At 72.1% G+C, this 24307-nt stretch carries 27 protein-coding genes; 17 read left to right on the top strand and 10 right to left on the bottom strand.

The window, feature by feature from the left end; translation table 11 throughout:
• The 5 genes from DEJ02_RS17075 to DEJ02_RS17095 form a co-directional block, all read left to right on the top strand.
• A partial coding sequence (locus DEJ02_RS17075; protein ID WP_220038399.1) for a carbohydrate ABC transporter permease occupies window positions 1-960 on the top strand: 960 nt, incomplete at its 5' end.
• Window positions 957-1844 carry a carbohydrate ABC transporter permease gene (locus DEJ02_RS17080; RefSeq protein ID WP_239001397.1) on the top strand — a complete coding sequence of 296 codons (888 nt, stop codon included), beginning with the start codon at window positions 957-959 and terminating at the stop codon, window positions 1842-1844. The genes DEJ02_RS17075 and DEJ02_RS17080, both read left to right, overlap by 4 nt.
• Window positions 1845-1956: 112 nt before the next feature.
• Window positions 1957-2745 (top strand): DeoR/GlpR family DNA-binding transcription regulator, encoded by a 789-nt coding sequence (locus DEJ02_RS17085; protein ID WP_071404329.1) that lies wholly within the window; start codon window positions 1957-1959, stop codon window positions 2743-2745.
• Window positions 2742-3737 carry a 1-phosphofructokinase family hexose kinase gene (locus DEJ02_RS17090; protein WP_111033917.1) on the top strand — a complete coding sequence of 332 codons (996 nt, stop codon included), beginning with the start codon at window positions 2742-2744 and terminating at the stop codon, window positions 3735-3737. The genes DEJ02_RS17085 and DEJ02_RS17090 overlap by 4 nt, the downstream gene beginning before the upstream one ends.
• A gap of 77 nt (window positions 3738-3814) precedes the next feature.
• Window positions 3815-5902: a fructose-specific PTS transporter subunit EIIC gene (locus tag DEJ02_RS17095; RefSeq protein ID WP_111033918.1), complete on the top strand. Its 2088-nt coding sequence runs from the start codon at window positions 3815-3817 to the stop codon at window positions 5900-5902.
• 96 nt (window positions 5903-5998) lie between these two features.
• Here the strand turns inward: DEJ02_RS17095 and DEJ02_RS17100 are convergent, their stop codons facing one another.
• Window positions 5999-7033, bottom strand: a complete 1035-nt coding sequence (locus DEJ02_RS17100) for a UDP-N-acetylglucosamine 4,6-dehydratase family protein (RefSeq protein WP_110864239.1) — start codon at window positions 7031-7033, stop codon at window positions 5999-6001.
• 61 nt (window positions 7034-7094) lie between these two features.
• Window positions 7095-8792 (bottom strand): beta-N-acetylhexosaminidase, encoded by a 1698-nt coding sequence (locus tag DEJ02_RS17105; protein ID WP_111033919.1) that lies wholly within the window; start codon window positions 8790-8792, stop codon window positions 7095-7097.
• Between the two features lie 50 nt (window positions 8793-8842).
• Between DEJ02_RS17105 and DEJ02_RS17110 the strand changes: the two genes are divergently transcribed.
• Together DEJ02_RS17110 and DEJ02_RS17115 are read left to right on the top strand one after the other, a co-directional pair.
• The gene (locus DEJ02_RS17110) at window positions 8843-10006 is read left to right on the top strand and encodes an ROK family transcriptional regulator (protein ID WP_181440411.1); all 1164 of its coding nucleotides are present in this window, start codon (window positions 8843-8845) and stop codon (window positions 10004-10006) included.
• 51 nt (window positions 10007-10057) lie between these two features.
• Complete coding sequence (locus DEJ02_RS17115) at window positions 10058-10831, top strand: DedA family protein (protein WP_258378769.1); 774 nt, start codon at window positions 10058-10060, stop codon at window positions 10829-10831.
• A 3-nt stretch (window positions 10832-10834) separates the two neighbouring features.
• Here DEJ02_RS17115 and DEJ02_RS17120 read toward each other — a convergent pair whose 3' ends face one another.
• Entirely contained in the window at window positions 10835-11038 is a 204-nt protein-coding gene (locus DEJ02_RS17120; protein ID WP_071404335.1) for a DUF2945 domain-containing protein, read from the bottom strand.
• A gap of 198 nt (window positions 11039-11236) precedes the next feature.
• Between DEJ02_RS17120 and DEJ02_RS17125 the strand changes: the two genes are divergently transcribed.
• Together DEJ02_RS17125 and DEJ02_RS17130 are read left to right on the top strand one after the other, a co-directional pair.
• Window positions 11237-12289: a serine/threonine-protein kinase gene (locus DEJ02_RS17125; protein WP_111022754.1), complete on the top strand. Its 1053-nt coding sequence runs from the start codon at window positions 11237-11239 to the stop codon at window positions 12287-12289.
• 55 nt (window positions 12290-12344) lie between these two features.
• Window positions 12345-12965 carry a phosphoribosylanthranilate isomerase gene (locus DEJ02_RS17130; RefSeq protein WP_111033921.1) on the top strand — a complete coding sequence of 207 codons (621 nt, stop codon included), beginning with the start codon at window positions 12345-12347 and terminating at the stop codon, window positions 12963-12965.
• 100 nt (window positions 12966-13065) lie between these two features.
• On the opposite strand, the gene DEJ02_RS17135 is transcribed toward DEJ02_RS17130, so the two are convergent.
• The 3 genes from DEJ02_RS17135 to DEJ02_RS17145 all read right to left on the bottom strand — a co-directional run bounded on the left by DEJ02_RS17135 (window position 13066) and on the right by DEJ02_RS17145 (window position 15020).
• Entirely contained in the window at window positions 13066-13824 is a 759-nt protein-coding gene (locus DEJ02_RS17135) for an HAD-IIB family hydrolase (RefSeq protein ID WP_111033922.1), read from the bottom strand.
• An 82-nt stretch (window positions 13825-13906) separates the two neighbouring features.
• Window positions 13907-14341 carry an acyl-CoA thioesterase gene (locus DEJ02_RS17140; RefSeq protein WP_017886352.1) on the bottom strand — a complete coding sequence of 145 codons (435 nt, stop codon included), beginning with the start codon at window positions 14339-14341 and terminating at the stop codon, window positions 13907-13909.
• Window positions 14342-14423: 82 nt separating this feature from the next.
• Window positions 14424-15020 (bottom strand): nitroreductase family protein, encoded by a 597-nt coding sequence (locus DEJ02_RS17145; RefSeq protein WP_027464865.1) that lies wholly within the window; start codon window positions 15018-15020, stop codon window positions 14424-14426.
• A gap of 84 nt (window positions 15021-15104) precedes the next feature.
• Between DEJ02_RS17145 and DEJ02_RS17150 the strand changes: the two genes are divergently transcribed.
• The gene (locus DEJ02_RS17150) at window positions 15105-16028 is read left to right on the top strand and encodes an AEC family transporter (RefSeq protein ID WP_111033923.1); all 924 of its coding nucleotides are present in this window, start codon (window positions 15105-15107) and stop codon (window positions 16026-16028) included.
• A gap of 227 nt (window positions 16029-16255) precedes the next feature.
• Entirely contained in the window at window positions 16256-16663 is a 408-nt protein-coding gene (locus tag DEJ02_RS17155) for an aldehyde dehydrogenase (RefSeq protein ID WP_111033924.1), read from the top strand.
• Window positions 16664-16696: 33 nt separating this feature from the next.
• Here DEJ02_RS17155 and DEJ02_RS17160 read toward each other — a convergent pair whose 3' ends face one another.
• Window positions 16697-16945: a hypothetical protein gene (locus tag DEJ02_RS17160; protein WP_027464862.1), complete on the bottom strand. Its 249-nt coding sequence runs from the start codon at window positions 16943-16945 to the stop codon at window positions 16697-16699.
• 130 nt (window positions 16946-17075) lie between these two features.
• Window positions 17076-17912 (bottom strand): exodeoxyribonuclease III, encoded by an 837-nt coding sequence (locus DEJ02_RS17165; protein WP_111033925.1) that lies wholly within the window; start codon window positions 17910-17912, stop codon window positions 17076-17078.
• A gap of 167 nt (window positions 17913-18079) precedes the next feature.
• On the opposite strand from DEJ02_RS17165, the gene DEJ02_RS17170 reads away from it, so the two are divergent.
• The 6 genes from DEJ02_RS17170 to DEJ02_RS17195 are packed head-to-tail and all read left to right on the top strand — an operon-like array spanning window position 18080 to window position 21155.
• Window positions 18080-18574: an Asp23/Gls24 family envelope stress response protein gene (locus tag DEJ02_RS17170; protein WP_111033926.1), complete on the top strand. Its 495-nt coding sequence runs from the start codon at window positions 18080-18082 to the stop codon at window positions 18572-18574.
• On the top strand, window positions 18571-18762 hold the full coding sequence (locus DEJ02_RS17175; RefSeq protein ID WP_027464859.1) for a DUF2273 domain-containing protein: 192 nt from the start codon (window positions 18571-18573) through the stop codon (window positions 18760-18762). Before DEJ02_RS17170 ends, DEJ02_RS17175 begins: the two co-directional genes overlap by 4 nt.
• The gene (locus DEJ02_RS17180) at window positions 18759-19130 is read left to right on the top strand and encodes a hypothetical protein (protein WP_110858768.1); all 372 of its coding nucleotides are present in this window, start codon (window positions 18759-18761) and stop codon (window positions 19128-19130) included. The genes DEJ02_RS17175 and DEJ02_RS17180 overlap by 4 nt, the downstream gene beginning before the upstream one ends.
• Entirely contained in the window at window positions 19127-19741 is a 615-nt protein-coding gene (locus DEJ02_RS17185) for a hypothetical protein (RefSeq protein ID WP_111033927.1), read from the top strand. Before DEJ02_RS17180 ends, DEJ02_RS17185 begins: the two co-directional genes overlap by 4 nt.
• Window positions 19738-20340, top strand: a complete 603-nt coding sequence (locus tag DEJ02_RS17190; RefSeq protein WP_111033928.1) for a hypothetical protein — start codon at window positions 19738-19740, stop codon at window positions 20338-20340. Before DEJ02_RS17185 ends, DEJ02_RS17190 begins: the two co-directional genes overlap by 4 nt.
• Before the next feature lie 8 nt (window positions 20341-20348).
• Window positions 20349-21155 (top strand): phosphotransferase, encoded by an 807-nt coding sequence (locus DEJ02_RS17195; protein ID WP_111033929.1) that lies wholly within the window; start codon window positions 20349-20351, stop codon window positions 21153-21155.
• Here DEJ02_RS17195 and DEJ02_RS17200 read toward each other — a convergent pair.
• Window positions 21152-22504: a M23 family metallopeptidase gene (locus DEJ02_RS17200; RefSeq protein WP_111039186.1), complete on the bottom strand. Its 1353-nt coding sequence runs from the start codon at window positions 22502-22504 to the stop codon at window positions 21152-21154. The two genes, DEJ02_RS17195 and DEJ02_RS17200, sit on opposite strands and share 4 nt — an antisense overlap.
• Window positions 22505-22578: 74 nt before the next feature.
• Complete coding sequence (locus tag DEJ02_RS17205) at window positions 22579-24246, bottom strand: hypothetical protein (RefSeq protein WP_146249330.1); 1668 nt, start codon at window positions 24244-24246, stop codon at window positions 22579-22581.
• Window positions 24247-24307: the final 61 nt, after the last annotated feature.

Genomic DNA, 24307 nt, shown 5'->3' on the forward strand with positions numbered 1-24307 from the left:
GGCGGGCCGGTTCAGGGTCCGTCGCGGGGTTCCCGTCGAGGCGGGCGGGGCACGGGCCGTCGGTCGCCGGTCGGGTCGCGGGCGCCGCTCGTCCTGCTGGCCCCGGCGGCACTGCTGCTCCTGGCCCTCGTCGTCTACCCGCTCGTCCGGCTCGTCGTCATCTCGTTCCAGGACTACGGGCTGCGGGCGATCTTCACCGGGCAGGCCGGGTTCACCGGGCTGACGAACTACACGGACGTCCTGACCGACGCGTCGTTCTGGCCGGTCATCCTGCGCACCGTGCTCGTGACGGGCGCGATGGTCCTCGGCACGATCGTCATCGGCATGGGGGTGGCACAGCTGCTCACCCGTCTCGGGGTCGCGATGCGCACGATCGTCAGCGTCGTGCTCGTGCTGGCCTGGGCGATGCCGAACGTGGCCTCGAGCCTGGTCTGGCAGTGGCTCTTCCAGCCGTTCTACGGCGTGCTCAACTGGCTCATCACGCAGCTGCGGGTGTTCGGCGACCACACGCAGGACAACTGGGCCTCGCACCCGGGGCAGGCGTACACGATCGTGCTGACGCTCGTCATCTGGCAGGCCGTGCCGTTCGTGGCGCTGACGCTGTACGCCGCGCAGTCCCAGATCGCGCCGGAGTACTACGAGGCCGGTGCGCTCGACGGGGCCTCGGTCTGGACGATGTACCGCGCGATCACGCTGCCAGCACTCGCGCCGACGCTGCTGCTCGTGTCGATCCTGTCGGTGATCTGGGACTTCAACGTCTTCAACCAGATCTGGCTGCTCACCCGCGGCGGACCGGAGGAGGCCACGCTGACCCTCGGCATCTGGACCTTCGTGCAGTCGTTCGTGTCCAACGCCTACGGGCAGGGCGCGGCGATCGCCGTGATCTCGACCCTGATCCTCGGGGTGCTCACCAGCTACTACATCCGCCGGCTCGTCCGCAGCGGTGAGGAGGACCTGTGACCGTCTCGAGAACGGCGCCCCGCGCGGGCAGCGTCTCCGCGCCGGGCCCCGTGCGGGTGCGCAAACGCAAGCCGCGCATCGTCGCGAACACCATCGCCGTGGTGTTCTGCCTGGTCTGGGTGTTCCCGATCTACTGGATGGTGAACACCGCCTTCAAGCCCGCCGACGAGGTCACCACGATGACCCCGATCTGGGCGCCGCTGCACCCGACGCTCGACAACTTCACGCGGGCGCTCACGCAGGAGGGCTTCCTGGTCTACCTGCGGAACTCCACCATCGTCGTGGTGGCGGCCGTGCTGCTGTCGATCGTCGTCGGGTTCCTGGCGTCGGCGGCACTGTCGCGGTTCCGGTTCCGCGGCCGCCGGGCGATCCTGGTCGCGATCCTGTTCGTGCAGATGATCCCGTCGGGCGCACTGCTCATCCCGCTCTTCCTGTCGTTCCAGACCCTCGGGCTGCTGAACAGCTACGTCGGGCTGATCCTGGCGTACGTGGCGAGCGTGCTGCCGTTCTCGATCTGGGTGATGCGCGGCTTCTTCGTGGCCGTCCCCGTCGAGATCGAGGAGGCCGCGAAGGTGGACGGCGCCGGCACGTTCCGGATCCTGTGGAGCGTGCTGTTCCCGCTCGTCATGCCCGGGGTCATCGCCACGAGCGTGTTCGCGTTCATCGCGGCGTGGAACGACTACCTGATCGCGTACGTGATGCTCAAGGACCAGGGGATGTACACGCTGCCGGTCTGGCTCGCCGGGTTCTCGACGAACAAGGGCACCGACTTCGGTGGGCTGATGGCGGCGAGCGTGCTGTTCTCGATCCCGGTCGTGGTGTTCTTCCTCATCGTGCAGCGCCGGCTGGTCAGCGGGATGACGGCGGGTGCTGTGAAGGGGTAGCGCTCGGACGACCAGCACCTGTGGACGTGTTGGTTGCGTGACGGAACGGTTGCGTTCTTGTGGGTTTCAGACGTACAGTGCTCGAAACCCAACGGAACGAAGGAGTTCGGGCATGTACGCAACCGAGCGGCACACCGCCATCGCCGCCGAGCTGCAGTCCGCCGGTCGCGTGTCGGTCGCGGGTCTGGCCGAGCACTTCGACGTCACCACCGAGACCGTTCGCCGTGACCTCGACGCCCTCGAGTCCGCCGGGGTCCTGCGCCGGGTGCACGGGGGAGCGGTCCCCGTCGGCCGCTCGAGCGTCGTCGAACTGAGCGTCGCCGAGCGCGAGGGGCAGCACGGCACCGCGAAGTCCGCCATCGCCCGCGCCGCGATGCGCCTGGTGCCACCGACCTTCACCGGCTCGATCGCCCTCGACGCCGGCACCACCTGCGCCGCCGTCGCCTCCGAACTCGCCCGCTGGGAGCCCGAGGTCGCCGGCTCGACCATCACCGTCATCACGAACTCGGTGCCGATCGCCGCGACCCTGCAGCACAGCGAGCACCTCGAGCTGCACCTGCTCGGCGGGCGCGTCCGTGGCGTCACGAGCGCCGCCGTCGGCACGGCTACCGTCGAGCAGATCGGTGCCCTCCGGCCCGACGTGGCGTTCATCGGCACGAACGGCCTGTCCGCCGGCTTCGGTCTGAGCACCCCGGACGAGTACGAGGCCGCCGTGAAGGGCGCCTACGTGCTCGCCGCCCGACGGGCCGTGGTGCTCGCCGACGCCGCCAAGCACGGCGTGGAGGCCCTGATGCGGTTCGCGCGCCTGGACGAGATCGACACGCTCGTCACGGATGAGCAGCCCCCGGCCGACCTCGCCGGCGCGCTCGCCGACGCCGACGTCGAGGTGGTCGTCGCGTGAACGCCCGCATCGTCACGGTCACCCCGAACCCGTCCCTCGACCGCACGATCGAGCTCGCCGGCGAACTGCAGCGCGGCGCCGTCCAGCGTGCGACCCGGTCCACCGCGGAACCCGGCGGCAAGGGCGTCAACGTCTCCCGCGTGGTCGTCGCGAGCGGCGGGGACACCGTCGCCGTCCTGCCCGGCGACGAGCTCGACCCGGTCCTGCTCGGCCTGGCCACCCGCGGCATACCGACGGCCGCGCTGCCGATCGGGGCGCCCCTCCGCTCGAACGTCACCGTGACCGAGCCGACCGGCACCACGACGAAGCTCAACGAACCCGGCCCCTCGCTCGCCGGCCGCCTCGACGACCTCGCCGCGCTGGTCGCCGACACCGCCGCTGCGACCGCTACCGGCCCCGCCGCCCGCTGGGTCGTGGTCGCCGGGTCGCTGCCGCCCGGTCTGCCCGACGACGCACTCGCCGTGCTCGTCCGTGCCGTCCGTGCCCGCCACGGTGCCGACGTCCGGATCGCCGTCGACTCGTCCGGGGTGCCGTTCACGGCGCTGCTGCAGTCGGGCGAACGGATCGACCTGGTGAAGCCGAACGCCGAGGAACTCGCCGAGGTCGTCGGCGGCGACCCCGAGGAGTACGAGCGCGACCTCGACGCCGCGGTGGCCGGAGCCCAGCGGCTGCGGCGGAAGAACGTCGGCACGGTCCTGCTCACCCTGGGCAGCGCCGGCGCCGTGCTGGTCTCCGACGAGGGCGCGTTCGCCGCCGCTGCACCGAAGATCGTCGCCCGGTCGACCGTCGGTGCGGGGGACTCGTCCCTCGCCGGCTACCTGCTCGCCGAGGTCGCCGGAGCCGCACCCGAGCAGCGTCTCGCACAGGCCGTCGCCACCGGTGCCGCGGCCGCAGCACTGCCCGGCAGCGACGTGCCGGCACTCGACCACACCGACCCGACGGCGGTCTCCGTCCGGGTGCTCGACACGCACCCGGCACCCGAACCCGCCTGATCCTCTCCACCCCGCCCGACCACCCCACGAACACCTGCACCACCGCGCGATCAGCGCCATTGCGAAGGAGCAAGCACATGTCCGCAGACTCGAGTCCGCGCCTCATCAGCGCACAGCTCGTCGGCCTCGACGAGGACCTCGGCGCCACGTCGACCGACGTCATCCGGGTGCTCGCCGACCGCGTCGCCGCGACCGGCCGCGCCGCCGACGGTGCCACGCTCGCCGACGACGCCATCAAGCGCGAGGCGAGCGTCGGAACGGGCGTCCCCGGTGGCATCGCCATCCCGCACGCCCGGTCGGCGTCGGTGTCCGAGCCGACGCTGGCGTTCTCGCGCCTGGCCCGGAAGGTACCGTTCGGCGCCCCGGACGGCGACGCCGACATCGTCTTCATGATCGCCGTGCCCGAGGGGGCGGACAAGGACCACCTGACGGTCCTCTCGACCCTGGCCCGCGCGCTCATCCGCGAGGACTTCACCGCCGCGCTCCGTGCCGCGACCACCCCCGACGAGATCGTCCGGTTGGTCGACAACGAGGTGAGCGGCGAAGTGGCCGAGGCCGGCGTCGGGAAGGCGAGTGGTGCCTCCGAACCGGCCACCGCGCCGGAGGCGGGCCGCAAGGTCTTCGTCGGCGTCACGGCGTGCCCGACCGGCATCGCGCACACCTACATGGCGGCCGACGCCCTCGTCGCCGCAGCCCAGCGTGCCGGTGCCGAGATGCACATCGAGACGCAGGGGTCCTCGCAGGTCGAACCCCTCGACCCGGCTCTCATCGCTCGTGCCGACGCCGTCGTGTTCGCGGTCGACGTCGACGTCCGCGACCGCGGTCGGTTCGCCGGCAAGCCGCTCGTGTCCGGACCCGTCAAGCGCGGTGTCGACGAGCCCGACAAGATGATCGCCGAGGCCATCCGCGCCTCGGAGGACCCGCACGCCGCACGCGTGCAGGGTGGTGCCGCCGTCGAGGGCGAGTCCACCGCCAAGAACGAGCACTTCGGCCAGTCGCTCAAGCGCTGGCTCCTCACCGGCGTCAGCTACATGATCCCGTTCGTGGCCGGCGGCGGGCTGCTCATCGCGCTCGGCTTCCTGCTCTCCGGGTACGGCATCGCGCTGACCCACGGTGACTCGGGCCAGAACAACGCCGTCTTCACGCTCACCAACTACACCCTGCTGAACCTGCCGCCGGAGGGCCTCGGCTACTACCTCGGCGCCGCCGCGTTCCAGATCGGGTCCGTGTCGCTCGGGTTCCTGGTCGCAGCACTCGCCGGGTACATCGCCTACGCCATCGCCGACCGTCCGGGCATCGCACCGGGCTTCGTGGCCGGGTCGATCGCCGTGTTCATGAACGCCGGGTTCCTCGGTGGTCTGGTCGGTGGCCTCATCGCCGGTGCCGCCGCGTACTGGATCGGGCGCATCCCGACCTGGCGGTGGCTGCGTGGCCTGATGCCGGTCGTGATCATCCCGCTGTTCGCGTCGATCATCGCCTCGGGCCTCATGCTCCTGGTGCTCGGTGGCCCGATCGCCTGGGTCATGACCGAGCTCACCGCCTGGCTCAACTCCCTGTCGGGTGCCTCGGCCGTCCTGCTCGGGATCATCCTCGGGCTGATGATGGCGTTCGACCTCGGTGGTCCGGTCAACAAGGTGGCGTACGCGTTCGCCGTCGCCGGGCTCGGTGCCGGGACCGCCACGAACGTGGTGCCGTTCGAGATCATGGCCGCCGTCATGGCGGCCGGCATGGTGCCGCCGCTCGCACTCGCGCTCGCCTCGACCGTGCTCTACCGCAAGGGGTTCACGAAGCCGGAGCGCGAGAACGGCAAGGCCGCGTGGCTCCTCGGTGCGTCCTTCATCTCCGAGGGTGCGATCCCGTTCGCCGCAGCCGACCCGCTGCGCGTCATCCCGGCGTCGATGGTCGGTGCCGCGATCACGGGTGCGATCTCGATGGCTGCCGGCGTGACCTCGCGAGCGCCGCACGGCGGGATCTTCGTCTTCTTCGCGATCGGTGACGTCCTGATGTTCGTCGTCGCGATCCTGGCGGGGACCGTGGTGTCCGCGCTGGTGCTCGTCGCCCTGAAGAAGTGGGTCCGTCGTCGCCCCGTCGACGAGGCCGCAGCGGGCAGCGAAGCTGCCGTGGCCGGCGAGACGGTGGGCCAGCGCGCACCGGTCGCCGCGTAGTCGACGCGATCCCGGGAACGACGGGAGGCCCGGTGCCAGCTGGCACCGGGCCTCCCGTCCGTCGTCCGGTCGTGTTGCGGGCTGGACGTGCGCCGGTCAGGCGGCCATCGCGAGCGCCGACGGGTCGACCTGACCGGGGACGCACTCGTCGACGTCGCACGGCGCGATCGGGGCGACCGAGGTGTGGGTGATCTTGGGGTGTACCGGGCGGCGTTCGGTCTCGCCGCGTCCGATGAGGTCCTCGTGGAGCTTCTCGCCCGCCCGCAGGCCCGTGAACACGATGTCGGACGGGCTGCCGGTGGCCTGGAGCATGCGCCGTGCGATGTCGAGGATCCGGACCGGTGCCCCCATGTCGAGCACGAGGACCTCGCCGGGGTGGGCGATCGCAGCCGACTGGATCACGAGGTGGCACGCCTCGGGGATGGACATGAAGTAGCGGGTGGCGTCGGGGTGGGTGACGGTGAGGGGGCGTCCGGCACGGATCAGCTCCGCGAAGAGCGGGAGCATCGAGCCACGGCTGCCGAGGACGTTGCCGAACCGGACCGACACGTAGTCGTGGCCCGTGTCGGCGGCGGTCCAGGCGGTCAACCGCTCCGCGATGCGCTTGGTCGATCCGAGCACGCTCGTCGGGTTCGCGGCCTTGTCGGTCGAGATGTTCACGAGTGTCCCCACGCCCGCGGCAGCAGCGGCGCGGAGGACGTTCAGGGTGCCGAGGACGTTCGTCTTCCAGCCTTCGTCCGGGTACTGCTCGAGCATCGGCAGGTGCTTCAGCGCCGCTGCGTGGAAGACGACGTCGGGCCGGCGGGTCAGCATGATGTCGCGGATGGCGTCGGCGTCGCGGATGTCGGCCAGGACGACGTTCTTCGTGTCGAGGAGCCCGTGACCGTCCACGGAGACCTGCACCTGCTGCAGGGCGGTCTCGTCGCGGTCGAGCATGATGATCTCCGCCGGCTCGAACCGGACGAGCTGTCGGCAGAGTTCACTGCCGATCGAGCCGCCGGCGCCCGTGATCAGCACCGACCGGCCCCGGACGAAGTCGACGGTGATCTCGAGCTCGGCCTCGGGCTGTCGATCCCCGATCAGTGCGTCGATGTCGAGCCCGTCGAGGCCGGGGATGCTGCGCTGTGGCATGGGGGTCTCCTCCGTGAAGTCCTCCCCAGTGTGAACCTCTTACATGTGAAATGTCAACAGGTCAGTCGGCGATGTTCGCCGTCACCGCGTCGATGTACGCCGCACGCTCCTCACGCGAGTGCGGGCGCCCCGGGACGCCCGGTCGCTGCTCCCACGGGAACGGCCCGGCCTCGTGCCGGTACTCGATGCCCATCGCCTCGAGGCGGGCGGTGTGCTCGGCCAGGCGTCCGCGGAACTCGGCGAGGTCGCGCGGCCCGGTGACGTCGGCCGACCACAGTGCCTCGGCGAGGGCGGCGACGCGGGGGAAGAGCTGGTAGTCGAGCCGACGGGCGGAGTCGACGTGCTCCGTCCACATGTTGCCCTGGCCGCCGATGACGTGGGCGCGCTCGTCGTCGGTGAGCCCCGACGGCACCGGGTCGAAGGCGAAGACGTCGTCGACGGTGAGCACGATCGACACCGGGATCGGCTCGGTCGACAGGTCGCTCTGGCGGTAGTCGAGGTACACCTGGTCGTCGGGCGACGAGATGACGTCGTGCCCGCGGCGGGCGGCGGTCCGTGCGCCGGTCAGCCCGCGCCAGGAGACCACGGTCGCCGAGGGGTCGAGCGTGCCGCCCTCGAGGATCTCGTCCCACCCGAACGCCCGCCGGCCGTGCGACTCGACGTGTGCGGCGAGCTGTCCGATGATCCAGGCCTGCAGCTGTTCCTCGTCCTGCAGCCCGAGCTCGCGGATGCGCTCCTGGGTGCGGGGGTCGGTCTCCCACTGCACCTTCGGGCACTCGTCGCCGCCGATGCCGATGTAGCCGGAGGGGAAGAGCGCGATGACCTCGTCGAGGACGTCCTTGAAGAAGTCGATCGTGGCGTCCTCGGCGTTCAGGACGTCGTCGGCGATGCCCCACTCCGTCCACACCTCGACCGGTTCGCCCGTGACGCCGAGCGACGGGTACGCCGCCAGCGCTGCACGGACGTGCCCGGGGGTCTCGATCTCGGGGACGACGGTGACGAACCGGTCGGCCGCGTACGCCACGATCTCGCGGACGTCGTCCTGCGTGTAGTACCCGCCGTGCGGGCGGCCGTCGAACCCGGCGACGACGAGTGTGCCGTCCGGCCCGGGGACGTGCGCGCCGACCTGGGACTCCCGACGCCAGGACCCGACCTCGGTCAGGCGTGGGTACTTCCGGATCTCGATGCGCCACCCCTGGTCCTCGGTGAGGTGGAAGTGCAGGCGGTTGATCCGGTGTGCGGCGAGCTGGTCGACCACCCGCATGACCTCGTGCTTCGTCCGGAAGTGCCGGGCGACGTCGAGCATCACGCCGCGCCAGGCGAAGGCGGGGGCGTCCTCGACGACCACGGCGGGGACGGACCACGGACCGGTCGCGACCCGGCCGCGGCGGTACACGTCCGGGGGCAGCAGCTGCAGCAGGGCCTGCACACCGTAGAAGACCCCGGCGGGCGAGCCGCCGACGACGTCGACGCCGTCCGGCGTCACCGTGAGGCGGAACGACTCCGCGCGGTCGCCCTCCGGCGTCGTCGGGCCAGCGGGCAGGGACGGGTCGTCGGCGACGCGCAGCGCGATCGTGCCGGCCCCCGGTGCCGTGTCGTCGAGGGCGTCCCGCACCGGCAGCCCGGTCGATCCCCGCAGGGTCTGCTGCAGGTACAGTCGGACGGACTCACTCGCCGGGTCGGCGGCGATCCGGGTCGACGGGGTGATCTCGAAGGCCCCGACACCGGGAGCGGTGCGGCGCGGTCGTGGGACGAGCATGTCGGAGCCACCATTCCTCAATGATCTTTCGTAATGTGGAGGCTATGGCCGTGCAGCAGACCGTGTCAACGACCCCGGGTGCCGTCGGGACGACCCCGGGGGTCCTGCGGCAGATGAACTCGCGGGCGATCCTCGACGAGCTCCTGCGCGACGACGTCTCCCGCACGGTCACCGAGCTCGGGCGCACGGTCGGACTCTCCCGCCCCACGGTCGAGGCGGCGCTCGCCGACCTGGTCGACGAGGGCTGGGTGACCGAGGCCGAGGCGATCGCCACCCCGAACAAGGCCGGTCGTCGCGCCAAGCGCTTCGCCGCGGACGCGTCGGCCGGCTCCGTGCTCGGCGTGGACCTCGGCCTGCACGGGATCGTCGGCGTGCGCGCGGACCTGCGCGGCGTCACGCTCGCCCGCGTCGAGGAGCGCTACACCGACCTCGCCGACGCCGAACAGGCCTGGTCGAGCGTGCAGGACGTCGTTCGTCGGCTGACGGCGCCCGTCGGTGGTGCGGTCGGCGGCTCCGCCGGTGGTGCGCCGGTGCTCGGTGCCACGTTCGGGGTCCCGGCGGTCGTCGACCGCGACGGCGCGATCGACTACACGGTCGCGGTGCCGGAGTGGGTCGAGCGGCGGGTGCCCGGCCGGATCCAGGACCTCTTCCCCGGGGTCGCCACCTTCTTCGACAACGACGCCAAGCTGGCGGCCACGGCCGAGGCGCGGTGGGGGCGGTTCCACGGCGTCCGGGACGCCCTGTACCTGGTCATGGGTCGGCAGATCGGCGCCGCCCTGGTGGTCGACGGCTCGTTGGCGCGCGGTGCGCGCGGCGCGGCCGGCGAGATGGGCGGCATCGCCTCGACCGGCTGGCCCGCCGCACCCGCCCGCCTGGAGGCCCGGATCCCGTCCGGCACGGACCTCGAGTCCGTCTTCGCGGCGGCGGCCCAGGGTTCGGTGTCGGCAGTCGAGACCGTCCGTGCGTTCGCGGCCGACGTGGCACCCGGCGTCGTGCAGCTCGTGACGACGATCGACCCCGAGGTCGTCGTCGTCGGTGGCGAGGTCCTGCCGGCTGCCGAGGTGTTCTGCGCCGCGCTCGACGAGATCGTCACGCCGCAGCTCCGGCACCCGGTGGCGTTCACCCCGTCGACGGTCGGGCGCGACGCCGTCGCCCGGGGTGCGCTCGCCCGGTCGCTCGCGCACGTCCGGTCCGCCCACATGGGACTCGGCTGACACCCAGGGAGCGTGCCGGGTCCTGACAGGGCGTTCAGGGATGCTGGGGGCATGACGACTGCCGTGACCACCCGTGCCATGACCGTCGCCAGTGGCGACTCCACCGCCCCGTCGGACCTCGGTGGACTCTCCGGCCTGGTGCTGCAGCTGATCGACGCGCTGGGGGAGTGGGGCGTCGGGCTGATGCTCTTCGTCGAGACGGTGTTCCCGCCCATCCCGTCCGAGGTCATCCTGCCGCTGGCCGGGTTCCTGGCGGGTGCCGGCCAGATGAACCTCGTGCTGGTCCTGGTGCTGGCGACGATCGGTTCGTACCTCGGGGCGCTGGTGCTGTACTGGCTCGGCGCGAAGATCGGGTTCGAACGCACCACGCGGTGGTTCGGCAAGCTGCCCCTCGTCGACGAGGACGACTTCCGCAAGGCGGCCGGCTGGTTCCACCGGCACGGCAAGAGCGCGGTGTTCTTCGGCCGGTTCGTCCCGATCGTCCGCAGCCTCATCTCGTTGCCGGCCGGCGCCGACCGCATGCACCTCGGCACGTTCTCGGTGTTCACGATCATCGCGAGCGGCATCTGGAACAGTGCCCTCGTGCTGCTCGGTGCCGCGTTCGGGTCGCAGTACGACCAGGTCGAGGCCTACACCGAGTGGATCGACCGCGTGCTCTACGTCGCGATCGCCGTGGTCGTGGTGACCTTCGTCGTGCGCCGGGTCCGCCGTGTCCGCGCCGAGCGGCGTACGGGCGGCCCCGATGACCACGACGACCGCGGCAGCAGCAGCCCGGCCGTGGGCGGTGCCCGGGGTCGTCGTCGCGCCGAGCCCGCCCGCGACTGAGCCTCAGGCCTTCGTCAGCGCCGACTCCTTGTGTGCGGCCTGCTTGCCGCTCTTCTCCGACTCGACGATCCAGTACGGGTCGTCGTCGGTCGGCGTGAAGTGCTGCCCGTCGAACTCGAAGTCGCTCGTCCGCTTGCGCACGAGCGTGCCGGTCGTCCTGCCCTGCGAGGTGTTCCAGTGCACCTCGTCACCCTTCGACAACGCCATGCTGTCCTCCTTGCGCGATTCCTCGTCCTGGTGGAGGTCGGACTGTACCCCGTCGATCCCCGGGAACTCAGGGAAGTACGGCGATCACGATGTCGTAACGGCCATGCGGATCGAGAGTCGGACGCGTACCGTTTCCCATGAGCCCACACGCCGGCAGCGGCCGCGGAACCACGGGCTCCGGACGGGACGACGGACACCATGACCCTGCTGGACAGCGCGCGGGCGGACACCGTCCTCTCTGCGCGGTACCGGCTCGTGAAGCTCATCGGCACCGGCGGCATGGGATCCGTCTACGAAGCCCGTGACGAGCACACGTACCGGGCCGTGGCCGTGAAGCTCTTCGCGACCCCGGACAAGATGACCACCGCCGACCGTGTCCGCCAGGAGCGCGAGATCCGGCTGCTCAGCATGCTCTCCCACCCGGGCCTCATCCCGCTGTACGACGCCGGCACCCACGAGTTCGAGGACGGCCCGCACCGGTTCATCGTGATGGAGCTGATCGCCGACACGACGCTGCTCCGCCGCCTGTCCGAGGGCGCCCTGCACAACTACGAGGTGGCCGACCTCGGTGCGCAACTCGCCGACGCCCTGGCCTACGTGCACTCCCGCGGCATCGTGCACCGCGACGTCAAGCCCGCCAACATCCTGATCAGCGACGAGGGCTCGTCCGGGTTCGCCCGTACGGTCAAACTCACCGACTTCGGCGTCGCCCACTTCGTCGACGGCTCCCGCCTGACGAACGACGGCACGGTCATCGGCACCGCCGCCTACCTCAGCCCCGAGCAGGTCGCCGGCGAACCGATCAGCTTCGCCACCGACGTGTACTCGCTCGGGCTCGTCCTGCTCGAGGCGCTGACCGGCAAGCAGGAGTACTCGGGCACCCTCATCGAGGCCGCACTCGCCCGGCTCCGCCGCGACCCCGAGGTCCCGGACGACGTCGCCGACGAGTGGCGCGAGCTGCTCAGCCGGATGACGGCCCGCGACCCGGAGCGCCGGCCCACCGCGGTCGCCATCGCCAACGCGTTGCGCGGCGGGTCCACCCAGATCACCGGCCCGGTGCCGCTCGGCCCGGAACGCGTCAAGCACCAGCGCGACCACCGCATGCACCGCGCCGCGCACCGGCACGCCAGGCGCGGCACGTTCTCGGCGGTGCGGCGCTGGCGCCGGCGGAACGTCCTGGTCGGGTCCTTCGCGGCCTTCGGCGTCACCGCGGCCTGCGTGGCCGCCTACGTCGCGGGTGCCCTGCACTGAACCGCTCGGCGGCTCCGTGCTCCGGGCACCGGAGCGCCCTGGCAGGATGGACAGCATGACCGACCAGCGCTGGATCAAGATCTGTGGCCTGTCGACGCCCGACACCGTGGACGCCGCCATCGACGCGGGTGCCGACGCCGTCGGGTTCGTCTTCGCGGCGGGCAGCCCCCGGACCGTCACCGCCGACCTGGCGAAGGAACTCGTCGAGCGGGTGCCGGACGGCATCGACGCCGTCGGGGTCTTCCGCGACCAGAAGATCGACGAGATCGTCGGCATCGCCTCCGAGGTCGGGCTCACGACGCTGCAGCTGCACGGTGGCGAGTCGGCGTCCGACTTCGCCCGCGCGCGCGACGCCGGCTTCTTCACCATCCGGGCCATCGCGGCCGAGGACTACCTGCGCGAGACGCCCGAGCAGCGCGCCGCGTTCGACCACGACCTGCTGCTGCTCGACGCCGCCGTGCCCGGCAGCGGTCGCCTGATCGACCCGGCCACGATCGACGGCGTGGACGAGGCCTGGATCCTCGCCGGCGGGCTGACCCCGGCCAACGTGGTCGCCGCGGTCGAAGCGCTCGACCCCGACGGCGTCGACGTGTCGAGCGGTGTCGAGTCGGAGCGCGGCGTCAAGGACCCCGCGAAGATCCGCGCCTTCGTCGAGGCCGTCCGCAGCCTGGGCTGAGCGCCCGGCCGAGCCGGTCGCGTTCGCGGCTCCGGACGCGACCGCGGACGGACAGGAGGCGCGGTGCGGGCCCGCCACGGGCCTCCCGTCCGCCGCGCGGTCAGCGCAGGGTGGGGATGAGCTCCGTCAGGAACGCGTCCGTGTCCTCCCAGCCCTGCACCGCGTGGCAGGGGACCCCGAGTGCCTTCACCGGGTAGTCGTTGCCCTCGGGGTCGAGCCGGTCGCCGACGAAGAGCATGTCGTCGAGTGCGATGCCGGTGATCTCGGCCAGGCGCTGCATGCCGTAGGCCTTGTCGATGCCCTTGCGGGTGATGTCGATGCTGGTGGAGCCGCCCGATCGGACCTCGAGGTCGGGCAGGTCCTGCTGCACCAGACGGCGCAGGTGGTCCTTCTTCTCGCCGGTCGGGTCCCACTGCTTCTTGACGTCCACCGGGGCGGCCTGGCCGAGGGCGGAGAACGTGATCTGCGACCCGCGGTCCTCGAGGATGGCGCCCCAGGTCTCGGACTCCCAGTACCCGGCTTCCTTCGCACGGGCCTCGACCGCGGCGAGGGCGCGGTCCTTCTGCTCGTCGGTGAGGTCCTCGGCGTACTGCAGCGCCCAGTCCTGGTCCTCCCAGCGGTAGTACCGGGTGCCGCAGGTCGGCAGCAGGTGCAGGGCGTCGAGCGTCAGGCCGTCGCGCTGCCGGAGCGGGGTGACGAGCTGCTGCTCGAACTGGGTGAAGTTGCCGCCGGAGATGACCGCGACCGGCACGACCTCGAGCAGGGACGCGAAGGTCTCGAGCATGCGGGGGTCGAGGGAGGACTTCGACGGGGCGAGCGTGTCGTCCAGGTCGAAGGCGACGAGGCGGGGCGTGGTCATGCCCCCGATCCTGCCAGAGCCCGCCGACCACGCGCAGGGTGCGACCGACAGGGTGCCCCGGTGCTGCGCGAAGTCTGCGGGGTCACGCGCGGTGCGTGGCGGGGACCCGGTCGCGGGCGTAGGTGATGTCGGTGTAGCCGTGCGGGGCGGGGTTGCCGTCCTCGTCGAGGTTCACGAAGACGACCTCGTCGATCGTCAGGATGCTGCGGTGCGTGAAGAGGTTGCGCGCCTCGGCCCGCATGGTCAGCGACGTCCGGCCGAACCGGGTGGCGACGAGGCCGATCTCGACGATGTCGCCCTCCTTCGCCGAGGACAGGAAGTTGATCTCCGACATGTACTTCGTGACGACCTTGCCGTTGCCGAGCTGGATGATCGCGTAGACCGCGGCTTCCTCGTCGATCCAGCGGAGCAGGCTGCCGCCGAACAGGGTGCCGTTGGCGTTGAGGTCCTCCGGTCGCACCCACTTCCGGGTGTAGAAGTTCATCTCCGGCGGGGCGTCGTCCTGGTGCTGATCCATGTCACGTCATGGTACGCCGACGGCCGCGCCCCCGCAGGGACGCGGCCGTCGTGGCGATCGCGGGCGGCGGTGCCGCCGGTGATCACTCCTTGACGAGGACGACCTCGTCGAGGGGGATGCGGGTGCGCGGGGCGACCTCGCGCTCGGCGGCCTTGTCGTCGAGCTGCGACGGGTGCGCGACGGTGCCGACGGCCGTGACCGTGTACGGCAGGAAGCGCTCGGGCAGGTCGAACGCGGCGCGGAGCCCGGCGGCGTCGATGCCCGCCATCTGGTGCACGTGCAGCCCCTCGGCGTGCGCCTGCACGGTCAGCGCGGCGAGCGACTGGCCGAGGTCGTACTGCGCGAAGGGGCGCTCCTCGCCGTCGGCGGTCACGGTCTCGAGCACGCCGACGACGAGGGCGCTGGCGCGGAAGGCCCAGGCGGCGTTGAAGCCGAGCAGGTTCTCGTTGATCTTCCGGAACGTCTCGGTGCCGCGGCGGCCGGCGATGAAGCGGCGGGGCTGGAAGTTCATGGCCGAGGGTGCCCAGCGAGCGGCCTCGAGGACGGCGTCGAGCTGGTCGTCCGAGATCGTCGCGGTCTCGTCGTAGGAGCGGGGGCTCCAGCGCTCCTCGAGCAGCGGCACGAGCGGCTGGCTGGAGTCGGTGGACCGGGTGAGGGTGTCGGCGTTCGTCGAGGTCATGATGCGCTCAACGGTATTCGATGCGTACGCATTTCCGACCTGAGTGACGTCACATCACCGCCGGCAGGTGCCAGGATGGACGGGATGGGTGGCGTGTTGACCGGCTTCGCGATCATCGGCGCGATCATCGCCGGTGGGTACGTCGTCGGACGCATCGGCCTGCTGGGCCCGCACGCGCAGTTCGTGATGAGCCGGCTCGCGTTCTTCGTGCTGATGCCGTGCCTGCTGTTCCACACCATCGCGACCGCCGACATCGCGTCGCTGCTGTCCTCGATGCTCTGGGTCTCGTTGCTGAGCGCCGCCGTGGTCGCCCTCGGTGCCGCCGCCGTGTTCCGCTTCGTGCTGCGCCGCCCCGTCACCACGACCACCGTCGGCGCCCTGGCATCGAGCTACGTGAACGCGAACAACATCGGGCTGCCGGTGGCCGTGTACGTGCTCGGCCAGGCGACCGCGGTCGTCCCGGTGATCCTGCTGCAGCTCGTCGTGATGGCCCCGATCGCGCTGACGATCCTCGACGCTGCGACCGCGGGTGGCGGCGGGTGGGGACGACGGATCGCGGGGCCGTTCCGGAACCCGATCATCATCGCCTCGCTCGTCGGGCTCGTGTGCTCGGCGACGGGGGTCACGCTGCCCGACCCCGTGCTCGAGCCGTTCTCGCTCGTCGGCGCGGCCGCGGTGCCCGTCGTGCTGCTGTCGTTCGGGATGAGCCTGCACGGTGCGACCCCGCTGCGGGACCCGGCCATCCGCACCGACGTCATCGTGGCGTCGTCGATCAAGCTCGTGGTGATGCCGGCCGTGGCGTTCGTGTTCGCCCGGTTCGTGTTCGGGCTCGGCGACCAGGAGGTCTTCGTGCTCACCACCCTCGGCGCCCTGCCTGCGGCGCAGAACGTCTTCAACTACGCGCAGCGGTACGGGGCCGCGGTGCCGGTGGCGCGCGACGTCGTGCTCATCTCGACGCTCGGCTCGGTGCCCGTGCTCGTCGCGATCGCCGCCCTGCTGCACCCGTAGCGCGCCCTGGACGCGCATCGCGGCGGACGGGAGGCCCGTGGCGGGGGCGCACCGGGCCTCCCGTCCGGCCGTGGTGGCGACCACCGCGGATGGTGAGCAGGAAAGGTCGGGTCGCGTCCGCCGACTCGACCATTCCTGCTCACGAAGCGCGGACGGCACGCGCGTACCCTGGCGGGCACGCGGGGCGGACCGCCCCGTGACCGATGACCACGACGAGGAGACCGGCGATGGACACGATGGCGATGATGCAGAACATGTCGATGACGGACATGCCCATGGAGATGGACATGGACATGATGCAGGACACGATGATGGCGATGAACGCCGCGTCGATGGCGGCGACGATGTGCTCGGCTGCCGACATGCGGATGGGCGGCGAGATGGCCACCTGCGCCGCGATGTGCTCGAACACCGCGATGCTCGCCGACACCGGCATGCGGATGATGATGCGTCCGATGGGGATGGACACCGCCGCGATGCAGGCGATGCTCATGGCCGTCGTCGCGATGGGCACCGCGTGTGCCGCCGAGTGCCGTCAGCACCAGGACATGGACGAGTCGTGCCGCTACTGCGCCATGGCCTGCGACGAGATGGTGTCGAAGTGCCAGGCGATGCTCGACTCGATGGCGGTCTGACCCGCTCCGTGCGCGCTCCGCGACGCGTGCGCGCTACGCGACCCGTGCCGTGGTCTGTCGACCGCCGGCGCTGAGGATCTCTGCGACCGGGTGGTGGGCGACCGGCTCGCCGACCGACAGGACGCCGTCGGCGTCCGCCACCCGCAGCTGCGTGATGCTCCCGTCGAGGAACAGCACCACGGCGTCGGCTGCGCGGGTCTCGACGACGATGCCGTCGCGCCACGCACCGGGGGCTGCGGTCGCCATGAGGCGCTGGATGGGAAGGATCGTCGTGCGGGACATGGCTTCACCTGCTCTCGAAGGGGTTCGGTGCAGGAAACCTACGTCGGCGTGACGGACGGCTCAATCACGGCGGACGCCGGGCGTAACAGAGCCGGACGGGCGCCGGGCCGGGCCGGTGACCCGACTCCGGTCAGAAGATCATCGGGCGGTCGTCGTCGAGCGACGTGTCCAGGTCGAGGTCGACCACCACGGGGACGTGGTCGCTCGGGGCGTCGCCCTTGCGCTCGTTCCGGTGGATCGAGGCGTCGGTCACGACGTCCGCGAAGGCCTGCGAACCGAGGACGAAGTCGATGCGCATGCCCTCGTTGCGCGGGAACCGCAGCTGCTTGTAGTCCCAGTAGGTGTAGCCGTCGGGCACGATCGGGCGCACGACGTCCTGCAGGCCCCGCGCCTCGAACTCGCGGAACGCTGCCCGCTCGGGTTCGCTGACGTGGGTGGACCCCTCGAAGACCCGCATGTCCCAGACGTCCTGGTCGATCGGTGCGACGTTCCAGTCGCCCATCAGCGCGAGCGGGGTCTCCGGCGACGCCTCGATCCACTCCGAGGTGCGGTCGGCCAGCTGGGCGAGCCAGTCGAGCTTGTACGTGTAGTGCGGGTCGCCGAGCTCGCGGCCGTTCGGCACGTAGAGGCTCCAGAGCCGCACGCCGTCGACCGTGACGCCGATCGCGCGGGCCTCGACCGGCAGGTCCGGCCCCTCGTGGCCCTTCAGGAACCCGGGCTGGCCGGGGAAGTCGCGGGTGACGTCCTCCATCGGCAGCCGGCTGGCGAACGCGACGCCGTTCCACTGGTTCAGGCCGTGCGCCTCGACGTGGTACCCCGCGGCCTCGAACTGCTCGACCGGGAACTGCTCCGGCTTGCACTTGATCTCCTGCATGCCGAGGACGTCGACGTCCTCACGCACCAGCCAGTCGACGATCCGACCCACTCGGGTGCGGACGGAGTTCACGTTCCAGGTCGCCACGCGCATGGAACAAGAACCTACCGGTGCCGACTGACGACGAGGTCGGCGAGACCAGCGGCACGGTCGGGCGGGACGTGCGCCGCCTGTGCGGCGGGCGCGACGTGCGCCGGCTGTGCGGCGTACGGCACGATGGTGTTCGCTGGAGGCCAGCAATCGATCGCACGGAGGCAGCAATGGCATCGACGACGAACCGCGTCGACGGGACCACGACCGGGGCCACGGTCGGCACCGGGGCCGGGAGCACCCAGCCCGCCGGCACCACCACGACGCAGGTCACCGCCAAGGGCAGGACCATCATCGACGACACGGTCGTCGCGAAGGTCGCGGGCATCGCCGCCCGCGACGTCCCCGGCGTCTTCGCGCTCGGCGGCAACGCCTCGCGTGCGTTCGGTGCCATCCGCGACGCCATCGGCTCGAGCGCGCTCGGTCAGGGCGTCCGCGTCGAAGTCGGTGAGACCCAGGTCGCCGTCGACCTGACCATCGTCGTCGACTACCCGACGCCGATGATGGAGGTCGCCTCCGCGGTCCGTGCCGCCGTCACGAACGCCGTCACCGAACTCGTCGGCCTCGAGGTCACCGAGGTCAACATCGCCATCAACGACGTGAACATCCCGGCGCTCAACGGCGTCGCGGACGAGCTCGACACCCGGGACGGTCGGGTCCGGTGAACGCCACCGTCGTCGGGATGGGCACCGGCGCCCTGCTCGCGATCGTCGCCGTGACGCTCGGGTTCTGGGCGTTCGTCGTCGTCGCCGTCTGCATGGCGGTCGGTGCACTGGTCGCCCGCATCGTCACGGGCGACGTCGACTTCCGTCGCCTGCTCGACGTGCTGCGCGGACGCCGGAGCTCGTCGTGAGCGACGCCGCCGTCGCCACGACCGGCGACAGCGGCGTCCGGCTCCGCGGCTCCGACCGCATCGGTACGTCCGCGCTGGTGCACACCGCCCAGGCGGTCGCCGCCGAAGCGCTGCGCGTGGCCTTCCGGGAGGTCCGTGCCCGGGTCGCCGACGACGGTCGCGGCGCACTGGCGGTCGAGATCACCGCCCCGCTCGCCCTGCCGGTGCTGGGCTCGCACGCACTCCCCGACGAACCCGTCGTCGCCACGGCGCACCGGGCTCGCGGCACGATCGCCGAGCGCTTCCGCACCATCACCGGCCGACAGGTCGCCCGCGTGACCGTGACCTTCGCCTCGTCGGTCGTGGACACCCCGCGGAGGGTCCGGTGACCGCCGCACCCCTCGTCGGCGCGCCCGCCGCGGACCACACCGCCACCCACCGCCGCCTGCTGCGCCGCGAGACCCACGTCTCCCGCTCCGGCGCAGTCGTCGTCGCGATGCTCATCGCCCTGGTGCTCGCCGCCGCTGCGGTCTTCGCCGGTGCGCTCGTCCTGCTCGACCAGAACGTGCTCGGTGTCGACCCCCGTGCCGTGGTCGACACCGCGCTCGCCGCTCCGGACGGCCTCGACACCACCATCGTGATCGGCATCGGCGCCGTCGTGGCCCTGATCGGCCTCGTCCTCCTGCTGCAGGGGATCCTGCCCCAGCGCCGTCCGCGGCACGTGATGTCGTCCGACCGGCTCGCGGTCGTCGTCGATGACGAGGTCCTGGCCTCCGCTGCGGCCCGTGCCGCCCGTTCCGCGACCCGTCTGGGTGCCGACGCCGCCGTGGGCACCGTCGGCCGCCGCACGGTCGACGTCGTGCTCCGGCCCGCAGCCGGGGTGGACGTCCCCGCGGTCGCCGCGACCGAGGCCGTCGAGCGGGAGTTCGCCGCGATCGACGCGCAGCCGCCGCTGGCCGCGCGGGTCCGGGTGCAGCCGACCGGGCGGGTGGACGGATGAACGCTACGAACCGTGGGCTCGGCCGGACGGCGCTCGTCGTGCTCGGGCTCGTCCTGCTCGTCGCCGGGGTCGCCGCGATCCTGGTGCAGACCGCCCAGGGGCTGCCCCTCGTCGCCTCGTGGTGGCGCACGGTCGGCGATGCCCTCGCCGGACTCGGCACCAGGGCGTCGCGTGACGACTCGGTGTTCGCGTGGACCTGCGTCCTCGGCGGTGGCGTCGTGCTCGGCGTGCTCGCACTCGTGGTGCTGACGACGCTCGGCGGTGGCCGCGAGAGCACCGTCGTGGACAGCGACGGTTCGGCCGACGGCGTCGCCGGCTCGGTGCGCATCGAGTCCACGGCCGTGCAGCACGCGCTCTCCTCGGCCATCGGCGACATGCCCCAGGTCGGCTCGCTCGCCGTCGACGTCTACCGCGTCCGTGGTGGTCGGGCGATCCGGGTGCGGGTCCGTCCGCGCCGGGGTGCCGCGCCGCGGGAGATCACCGAACGGGTCGAGGCCGTGGTCGCCGACCTGGACGCCCTGCTCGGTGAGCGCCTGCCCGTGCTGCTCGAGATCGCCCGTGGTGGGTCGGGGTCCTCCCGCCCGGACCGCGTGCACTGAGCGTCGCCGTGGTGCGCTCGATCGGTGGACTGCCCCGGCCGGGTGAGACCGTCCCGGTGCCGCGCGTGGTCACCGACGTCGCCCGAGGGCGTGAGGTCGCGCTCGTCTGGCACAACCAGATCGGCGGGACGACGTTCCGGATCGGACCGGACGCGCACGCCGACGAGTTCGTGAAGGTGCTGCCGCGCGCCTACGGTTCGTGGATCGGCGGCGAAGCCGAGCGGCTGACGTGGGCGTCCCGGTACGCCCGGGTCCCCGAGGTGCTCGACCACGGCGCCGACGAGGCCGGCGTCTGGCTGCACACCCGTGCCGTGCCCGGGTGGAGCGCCGTCGACCCGCGCTGGCACGACGAACCCCGGACCGCGGTGGTCGCGGTGGGGGAGGGCCTGCGCGCACTGCACGACACGTTGCCCGTCGACGACTGCCCGTTCACGTGGGCGACCGCGGACCGGCTCGATCGTGCGCGCGGTGCTGCCGCCGACGCCGTCCGCGGCCCGGGCGGTCTCGGTCCGGAGCCACCGATCGACCGGATCGTCGTCTGTCACGGCGATCCGTGCACGCCCAACACGCTCATCGGCGCGGACCGGCGGTGGAGCGGGCACGTCGACCTGGACGCGATGGGCGTCGCGGACCGTTGGGCCGACATCGCGGTGGCGACGATGGCGCTCGAGTGGAACTACGGACCCGGGTGGGAGCCGCTGTTCCACCGGGCGTACGGGCTGCCGGACGACCCGGAGCGCACCGCCTGGTACCGGGCGCTGTGGAACGCCGGCGACGACGGGATCGACGAGCCGGAACCGGGGTCGATCGGCTAGAAGGCGACCCCGCGAGCGCCCATGAAGGGCACCGGGTCGGTGGTGGCGCCGTTGATGTGCACCTCGACGTGGCTGTGGCAGCCGGTCGACGCCCCGGTGGAGCCGACGAGCGCGATGAGCTGCCCCGCGGAGACCTGCTGGCCGGTGGCGACCCGGAAGCCGCCGTCGACGATGTGGCCGTACGCGGTCTGCACGCCGCCGCCGTGGTTGATGCGGACGTAGTTGCCGTAGCCGCCGTACCAGCCGACGTAGTCGACGGTGCCGGCCGAGGCCGCGACGATGGGCGTGTAGCAGCCGCTCGCCAGGTCGGTGCCCTCGTGCATGGTGACGACGCCGGTGATCGGGTGGACGCGGTACCCGTAGGGGCTGATGACGTAGCCGCTGGCCGGGCGGACCCAGCCGGTCCCGGAGCCCGCGCCGACGGAACCGCCGCCGCCCGAGCCGCTGCTGCCGGTCGAGCCGCCGCCTGACGGAGCGCCCCCGCCGGAGTTCGCGGCGGCCTGTGCGGCAGCTGCTCGCTGCGCGGCGGCTGCGCGCTCGGCGGCTTCGCGTGCGGCCTTCTCTTCCGCCGCCTTGCGGACGCGCTCACCCTTGGCGAACTCGGCTTCGGTCCGGACGCGGCCGGAGGTCAGGGTCGCGAGCTGGGCGTCGAGTCGGGCCTTGTTCGACTGCTGCTCGTCGTAGGCGGCCTGCACGGCGTCGGACGCCGCCTGGGCTTCCTGCATGCGGTCTTCGGCTTCGGCAGCGAGGTCGCCCAGTGCTTCGGCGGCGCGGTCGGCCTGTGCCTCGAGCGAGCTGGCGACGGCGGCGTCGGCGCTCGCGGCGGCCTGCACACGCTCGGCCTGCTCGGAGAGCTTGCTCAGCGCACCGAGGTTGTACAGCAGATCACTGGCGTCTTCGCCCTGGGTGATCACCGAGGTGGTGACGTCGGCGCCACCGGAGCGGGACATCTGCGCGGCGAACTGCCCGGCCTGCGCGGCGCTCTGGTCGGCGACCTTCGCGTGGTCCTTGGCGTCGGCGCGGAGCTGCTGTTCCTTCTCGGCCGCGGTCTGGGCCTTGCGCTGTGCCTTGTAGAACACGTCGCCGAGCTTCTGCGCCTTCGCCTCGGCAGCCTCGACCTTGGCGTCGAGTTCGCTGATGATGCCCCGGATCTCGGTGATCTGCCCCTGCTTCGCGGATTCCTTGCCGCGGGCGGACTTCACTTCGTCCCACGTGGGGTAGGTCACCGCCTGGGCGGCCGGAGCGTCGGCGATGACCGTGCCGACGAGGCCCGCGAGTGCCAGGCCGGTGACGGCGAGGCGCAGGCGCACGGGGACACGGTGGGCGCGGGGGCTGGTGGGACGAGACATCGAGCACGAGCCTATACATCCGTACAGCGAGCATCGGACGGCAACGCGCCGCTGTGGACAACTTCAGCAGTGGATCAGAAGCCGCGGTCACGCCGGATGACGTCGGCGCTCCCGACGACGTCGCGCCGCAGGATCGCCTGCCCGGCGGTGCCGGCGTAGTCGTAGACGTCGAACCCGGTGCAGTGGGTGATCGTCGCCGGGGGGCCGAGGGAGTCCTCGACCGCGGTGGTCCACAGGTCGTGCGAGCCGACCACCACGAAGCTCGGGTCGGCGTCGCGGTACGCGCCGAGGTCGACGAGCCACGGGTACGTCTCGAAGGTGTCGCGGACCTGCAGCAGCCCGACGTTCGCCGCCGCGTAGGTGGCGAGGGGCCGGACCGTCCAGAACTGCCCGACGCCCGTGACCTGGCGCCCCTCGGCCCAGCGGTCCAGACACGCGGCCGCCGGGTACCGCGCGGTCGACACGGCGTGGGCGGTGCCGGGGGCCACGGCGATCCCGGTCGCGAGCACGGCGGCCATCGCGACCGCCACCCCCGCCCGGACCCCGCGGTGCGGGCGGTGCACGCGGGTGCGGCGGACCGCGGTGCGGGTGAGCTCGGCCACGGCGACGAGCGCGAGCAGCGGTGCCGTCACGATCGGCTGCAGGTAGCGCGGGGTCTCGGACCCGGCGACGACGACCCCGACGGACACGGCGACGACGGTCACCAGCGGCAGCAGCGTCGCGACCAGCACGGTGCGTGCGGTGCGGACCCGCCAGGCCCAGACCGTGCCGCCGACGGTGACGAGCACCCCGGCGAACAGCAGCAGGAGCCCGAGGTCGCCCGGTGCCGTGCCCGCCCGGTCGTCGGTCAGCGCCGCGAAGAACCGCAGGGTCTCCCCGGCCCGCGACGGCTGCACGTACGTCGCCGGGTCGAGGGAGACGAACGGCCGGAGCGGGATCCGCACCAGGTAGCCGACGACCGAACCGACCGTGACGGCGCCGGCGAGCAACGCAGCGGGGCGCCACGGCACCCGCCGTGCCAGCACCAGGAGCCCGAGGGTGACGACGACGGGAGCGGCGGACCAGGGCACGTACAGCGGGTTCGACGCGGTCGTGCACGCGGCGACGAGTCCGAGCACCACGAGCAGGGGCACCGACGCCCGGCCGAGGCGCACCGCCCGCAGCACGAGCACCGCGGTGCCGAGCACCGCCAGCACGGCGCCGTAGTAGTAGGTCGTCGTGAGCAGCAGGGACGCCAGCTCGAGCGAGGTCGCCGTCGCCGACGACTCGGTGAGCACCAGCAGCGTGACCAGGCCGAGTGCCCCCGCCGACACCGCGATCCGCGCAGGGCGCCCGGCGGACGGCATCAGCTCGTTCGCGGCGGCCCGCACCAGCGCGTAGACGGCGAGCAGCACGAGCACCCCGTTCAGCGCCAGGGCCTGCTGCGGGGTCCCGGTCACCAGCGAGCAGAACAGGTACACGGGCAGCTCGGGGAAGAAGAACAGCGCGGGCGACATCGCCCACTCGAACGGCTGGCCGGCCTGCAGCGAGCGCTCGACGAGCGGCAGCAGCACCGAGTCGCCGTCGTACCAGAGCAACGCCACCCGTTCCGTCGCGACGACGTGGCGCAGGGCGATGACGGCCAGGGCCAGCGCGACCAGGCCGCCCAGGGCCTCCCGTCCGATCGTGACGGCCACCCCACCGGTCCGGCGGCCGCCGGACGGAGCCGGCTCCACGGCGGGGCGACGCGGTGCTCGGGACATGCCCCGGAGCGTACCGAGGCCGCCTCGGTGCCGGTACGCACAGACCCACAGGCTGGGGGAG

The sequence above is a fragment of the Curtobacterium sp. MCLR17_042 genome, from assembly GCF_003234695.1.
Classification (GTDB): domain Bacteria; phylum Actinomycetota; class Actinomycetes; order Actinomycetales; family Microbacteriaceae; genus Curtobacterium; species Curtobacterium flaccumfaciens.

What these genes read in the sequence shown, in the direction of transcription:
- DEJ02_RS17150 (WP_111033923.1), top strand. Translation starts at nt 15,105, where the DNA reads ATGGGTGGCGTGTTGACCGGCTTCGCGATCATCGGCGCGATCATCGCC.
- DEJ02_RS17140 (WP_017886352.1), bottom strand. Translation starts at nt 14,341, where the DNA reads ATGGATCAGCACCAGGACGACGCCCCGCCGGAGATGAACTTCTACACC.
- DEJ02_RS17170 (WP_111033926.1), top strand. Translation starts at nt 18,080, where the DNA reads ATGGCATCGACGACGAACCGCGTCGACGGGACCACGACCGGGGCCACG.
- DEJ02_RS17155 (WP_111033924.1), top strand. Translation starts at nt 16,256, where the DNA reads ATGGACACGATGGCGATGATGCAGAACATGTCGATGACGGACATGCCC.
- DEJ02_RS17165 (WP_111033925.1), bottom strand. Translation starts at nt 17,912, where the DNA reads ATGCGCGTGGCGACCTGGAACGTGAACTCCGTCCGCACCCGAGTGGGT.
- DEJ02_RS17135 (WP_111033922.1), bottom strand. Translation starts at nt 13,824, where the DNA reads ATGACCACGCCCCGCCTCGTCGCCTTCGACCTGGACGACACGCTCGCC.
- DEJ02_RS17095 (WP_111033918.1), top strand. Translation starts at nt 3,815, where the DNA reads ATGTCCGCAGACTCGAGTCCGCGCCTCATCAGCGCACAGCTCGTCGGC.
- DEJ02_RS17130 (WP_111033921.1), top strand. Translation starts at nt 12,345, where the DNA reads ATGACCGACCAGCGCTGGATCAAGATCTGTGGCCTGTCGACGCCCGAC.
- DEJ02_RS17105 (WP_111033919.1), bottom strand. Translation starts at nt 8,792, where the DNA reads ATGCTCGTCCCACGACCGCGCCGCACCGCTCCCGGTGTCGGGGCCTTC.
- DEJ02_RS17190 (WP_111033928.1), top strand. Translation starts at nt 19,738, where the DNA reads ATGAACGCTACGAACCGTGGGCTCGGCCGGACGGCGCTCGTCGTGCTC.
- DEJ02_RS17125 (WP_111022754.1), top strand. Translation starts at nt 11,237, where the DNA reads ATGACCCTGCTGGACAGCGCGCGGGCGGACACCGTCCTCTCTGCGCGG.
- DEJ02_RS17115 (WP_258378769.1), top strand. Translation starts at nt 10,058, where the DNA reads ATGACGACTGCCGTGACCACCCGTGCCATGACCGTCGCCAGTGGCGAC.
- DEJ02_RS17160 (WP_027464862.1), bottom strand. Translation starts at nt 16,945, where the DNA reads ATGTCCCGCACGACGATCCTTCCCATCCAGCGCCTCATGGCGACCGCA.
- DEJ02_RS17200 (WP_111039186.1), bottom strand. Translation starts at nt 22,504, where the DNA reads ATGTCTCGTCCCACCAGCCCCCGCGCCCACCGTGTCCCCGTGCGCCTG.
- DEJ02_RS17205 (WP_146249330.1), bottom strand. Translation starts at nt 24,246, where the DNA reads ATGTCCCGAGCACCGCGTCGCCCCGCCGTGGAGCCGGCTCCGTCCGGC.
- DEJ02_RS17085 (WP_071404329.1), top strand. Translation starts at nt 1,957, where the DNA reads ATGTACGCAACCGAGCGGCACACCGCCATCGCCGCCGAGCTGCAGTCC.
- DEJ02_RS17100 (WP_110864239.1), bottom strand. Translation starts at nt 7,033, where the DNA reads ATGCCACAGCGCAGCATCCCCGGCCTCGACGGGCTCGACATCGACGCA.
- DEJ02_RS17120 (WP_071404335.1), bottom strand. Translation starts at nt 11,038, where the DNA reads ATGGCGTTGTCGAAGGGTGACGAGGTGCACTGGAACACCTCGCAGGGC.
- DEJ02_RS17145 (WP_027464865.1), bottom strand. Translation starts at nt 15,020, where the DNA reads ATGACCTCGACGAACGCCGACACCCTCACCCGGTCCACCGACTCCAGC.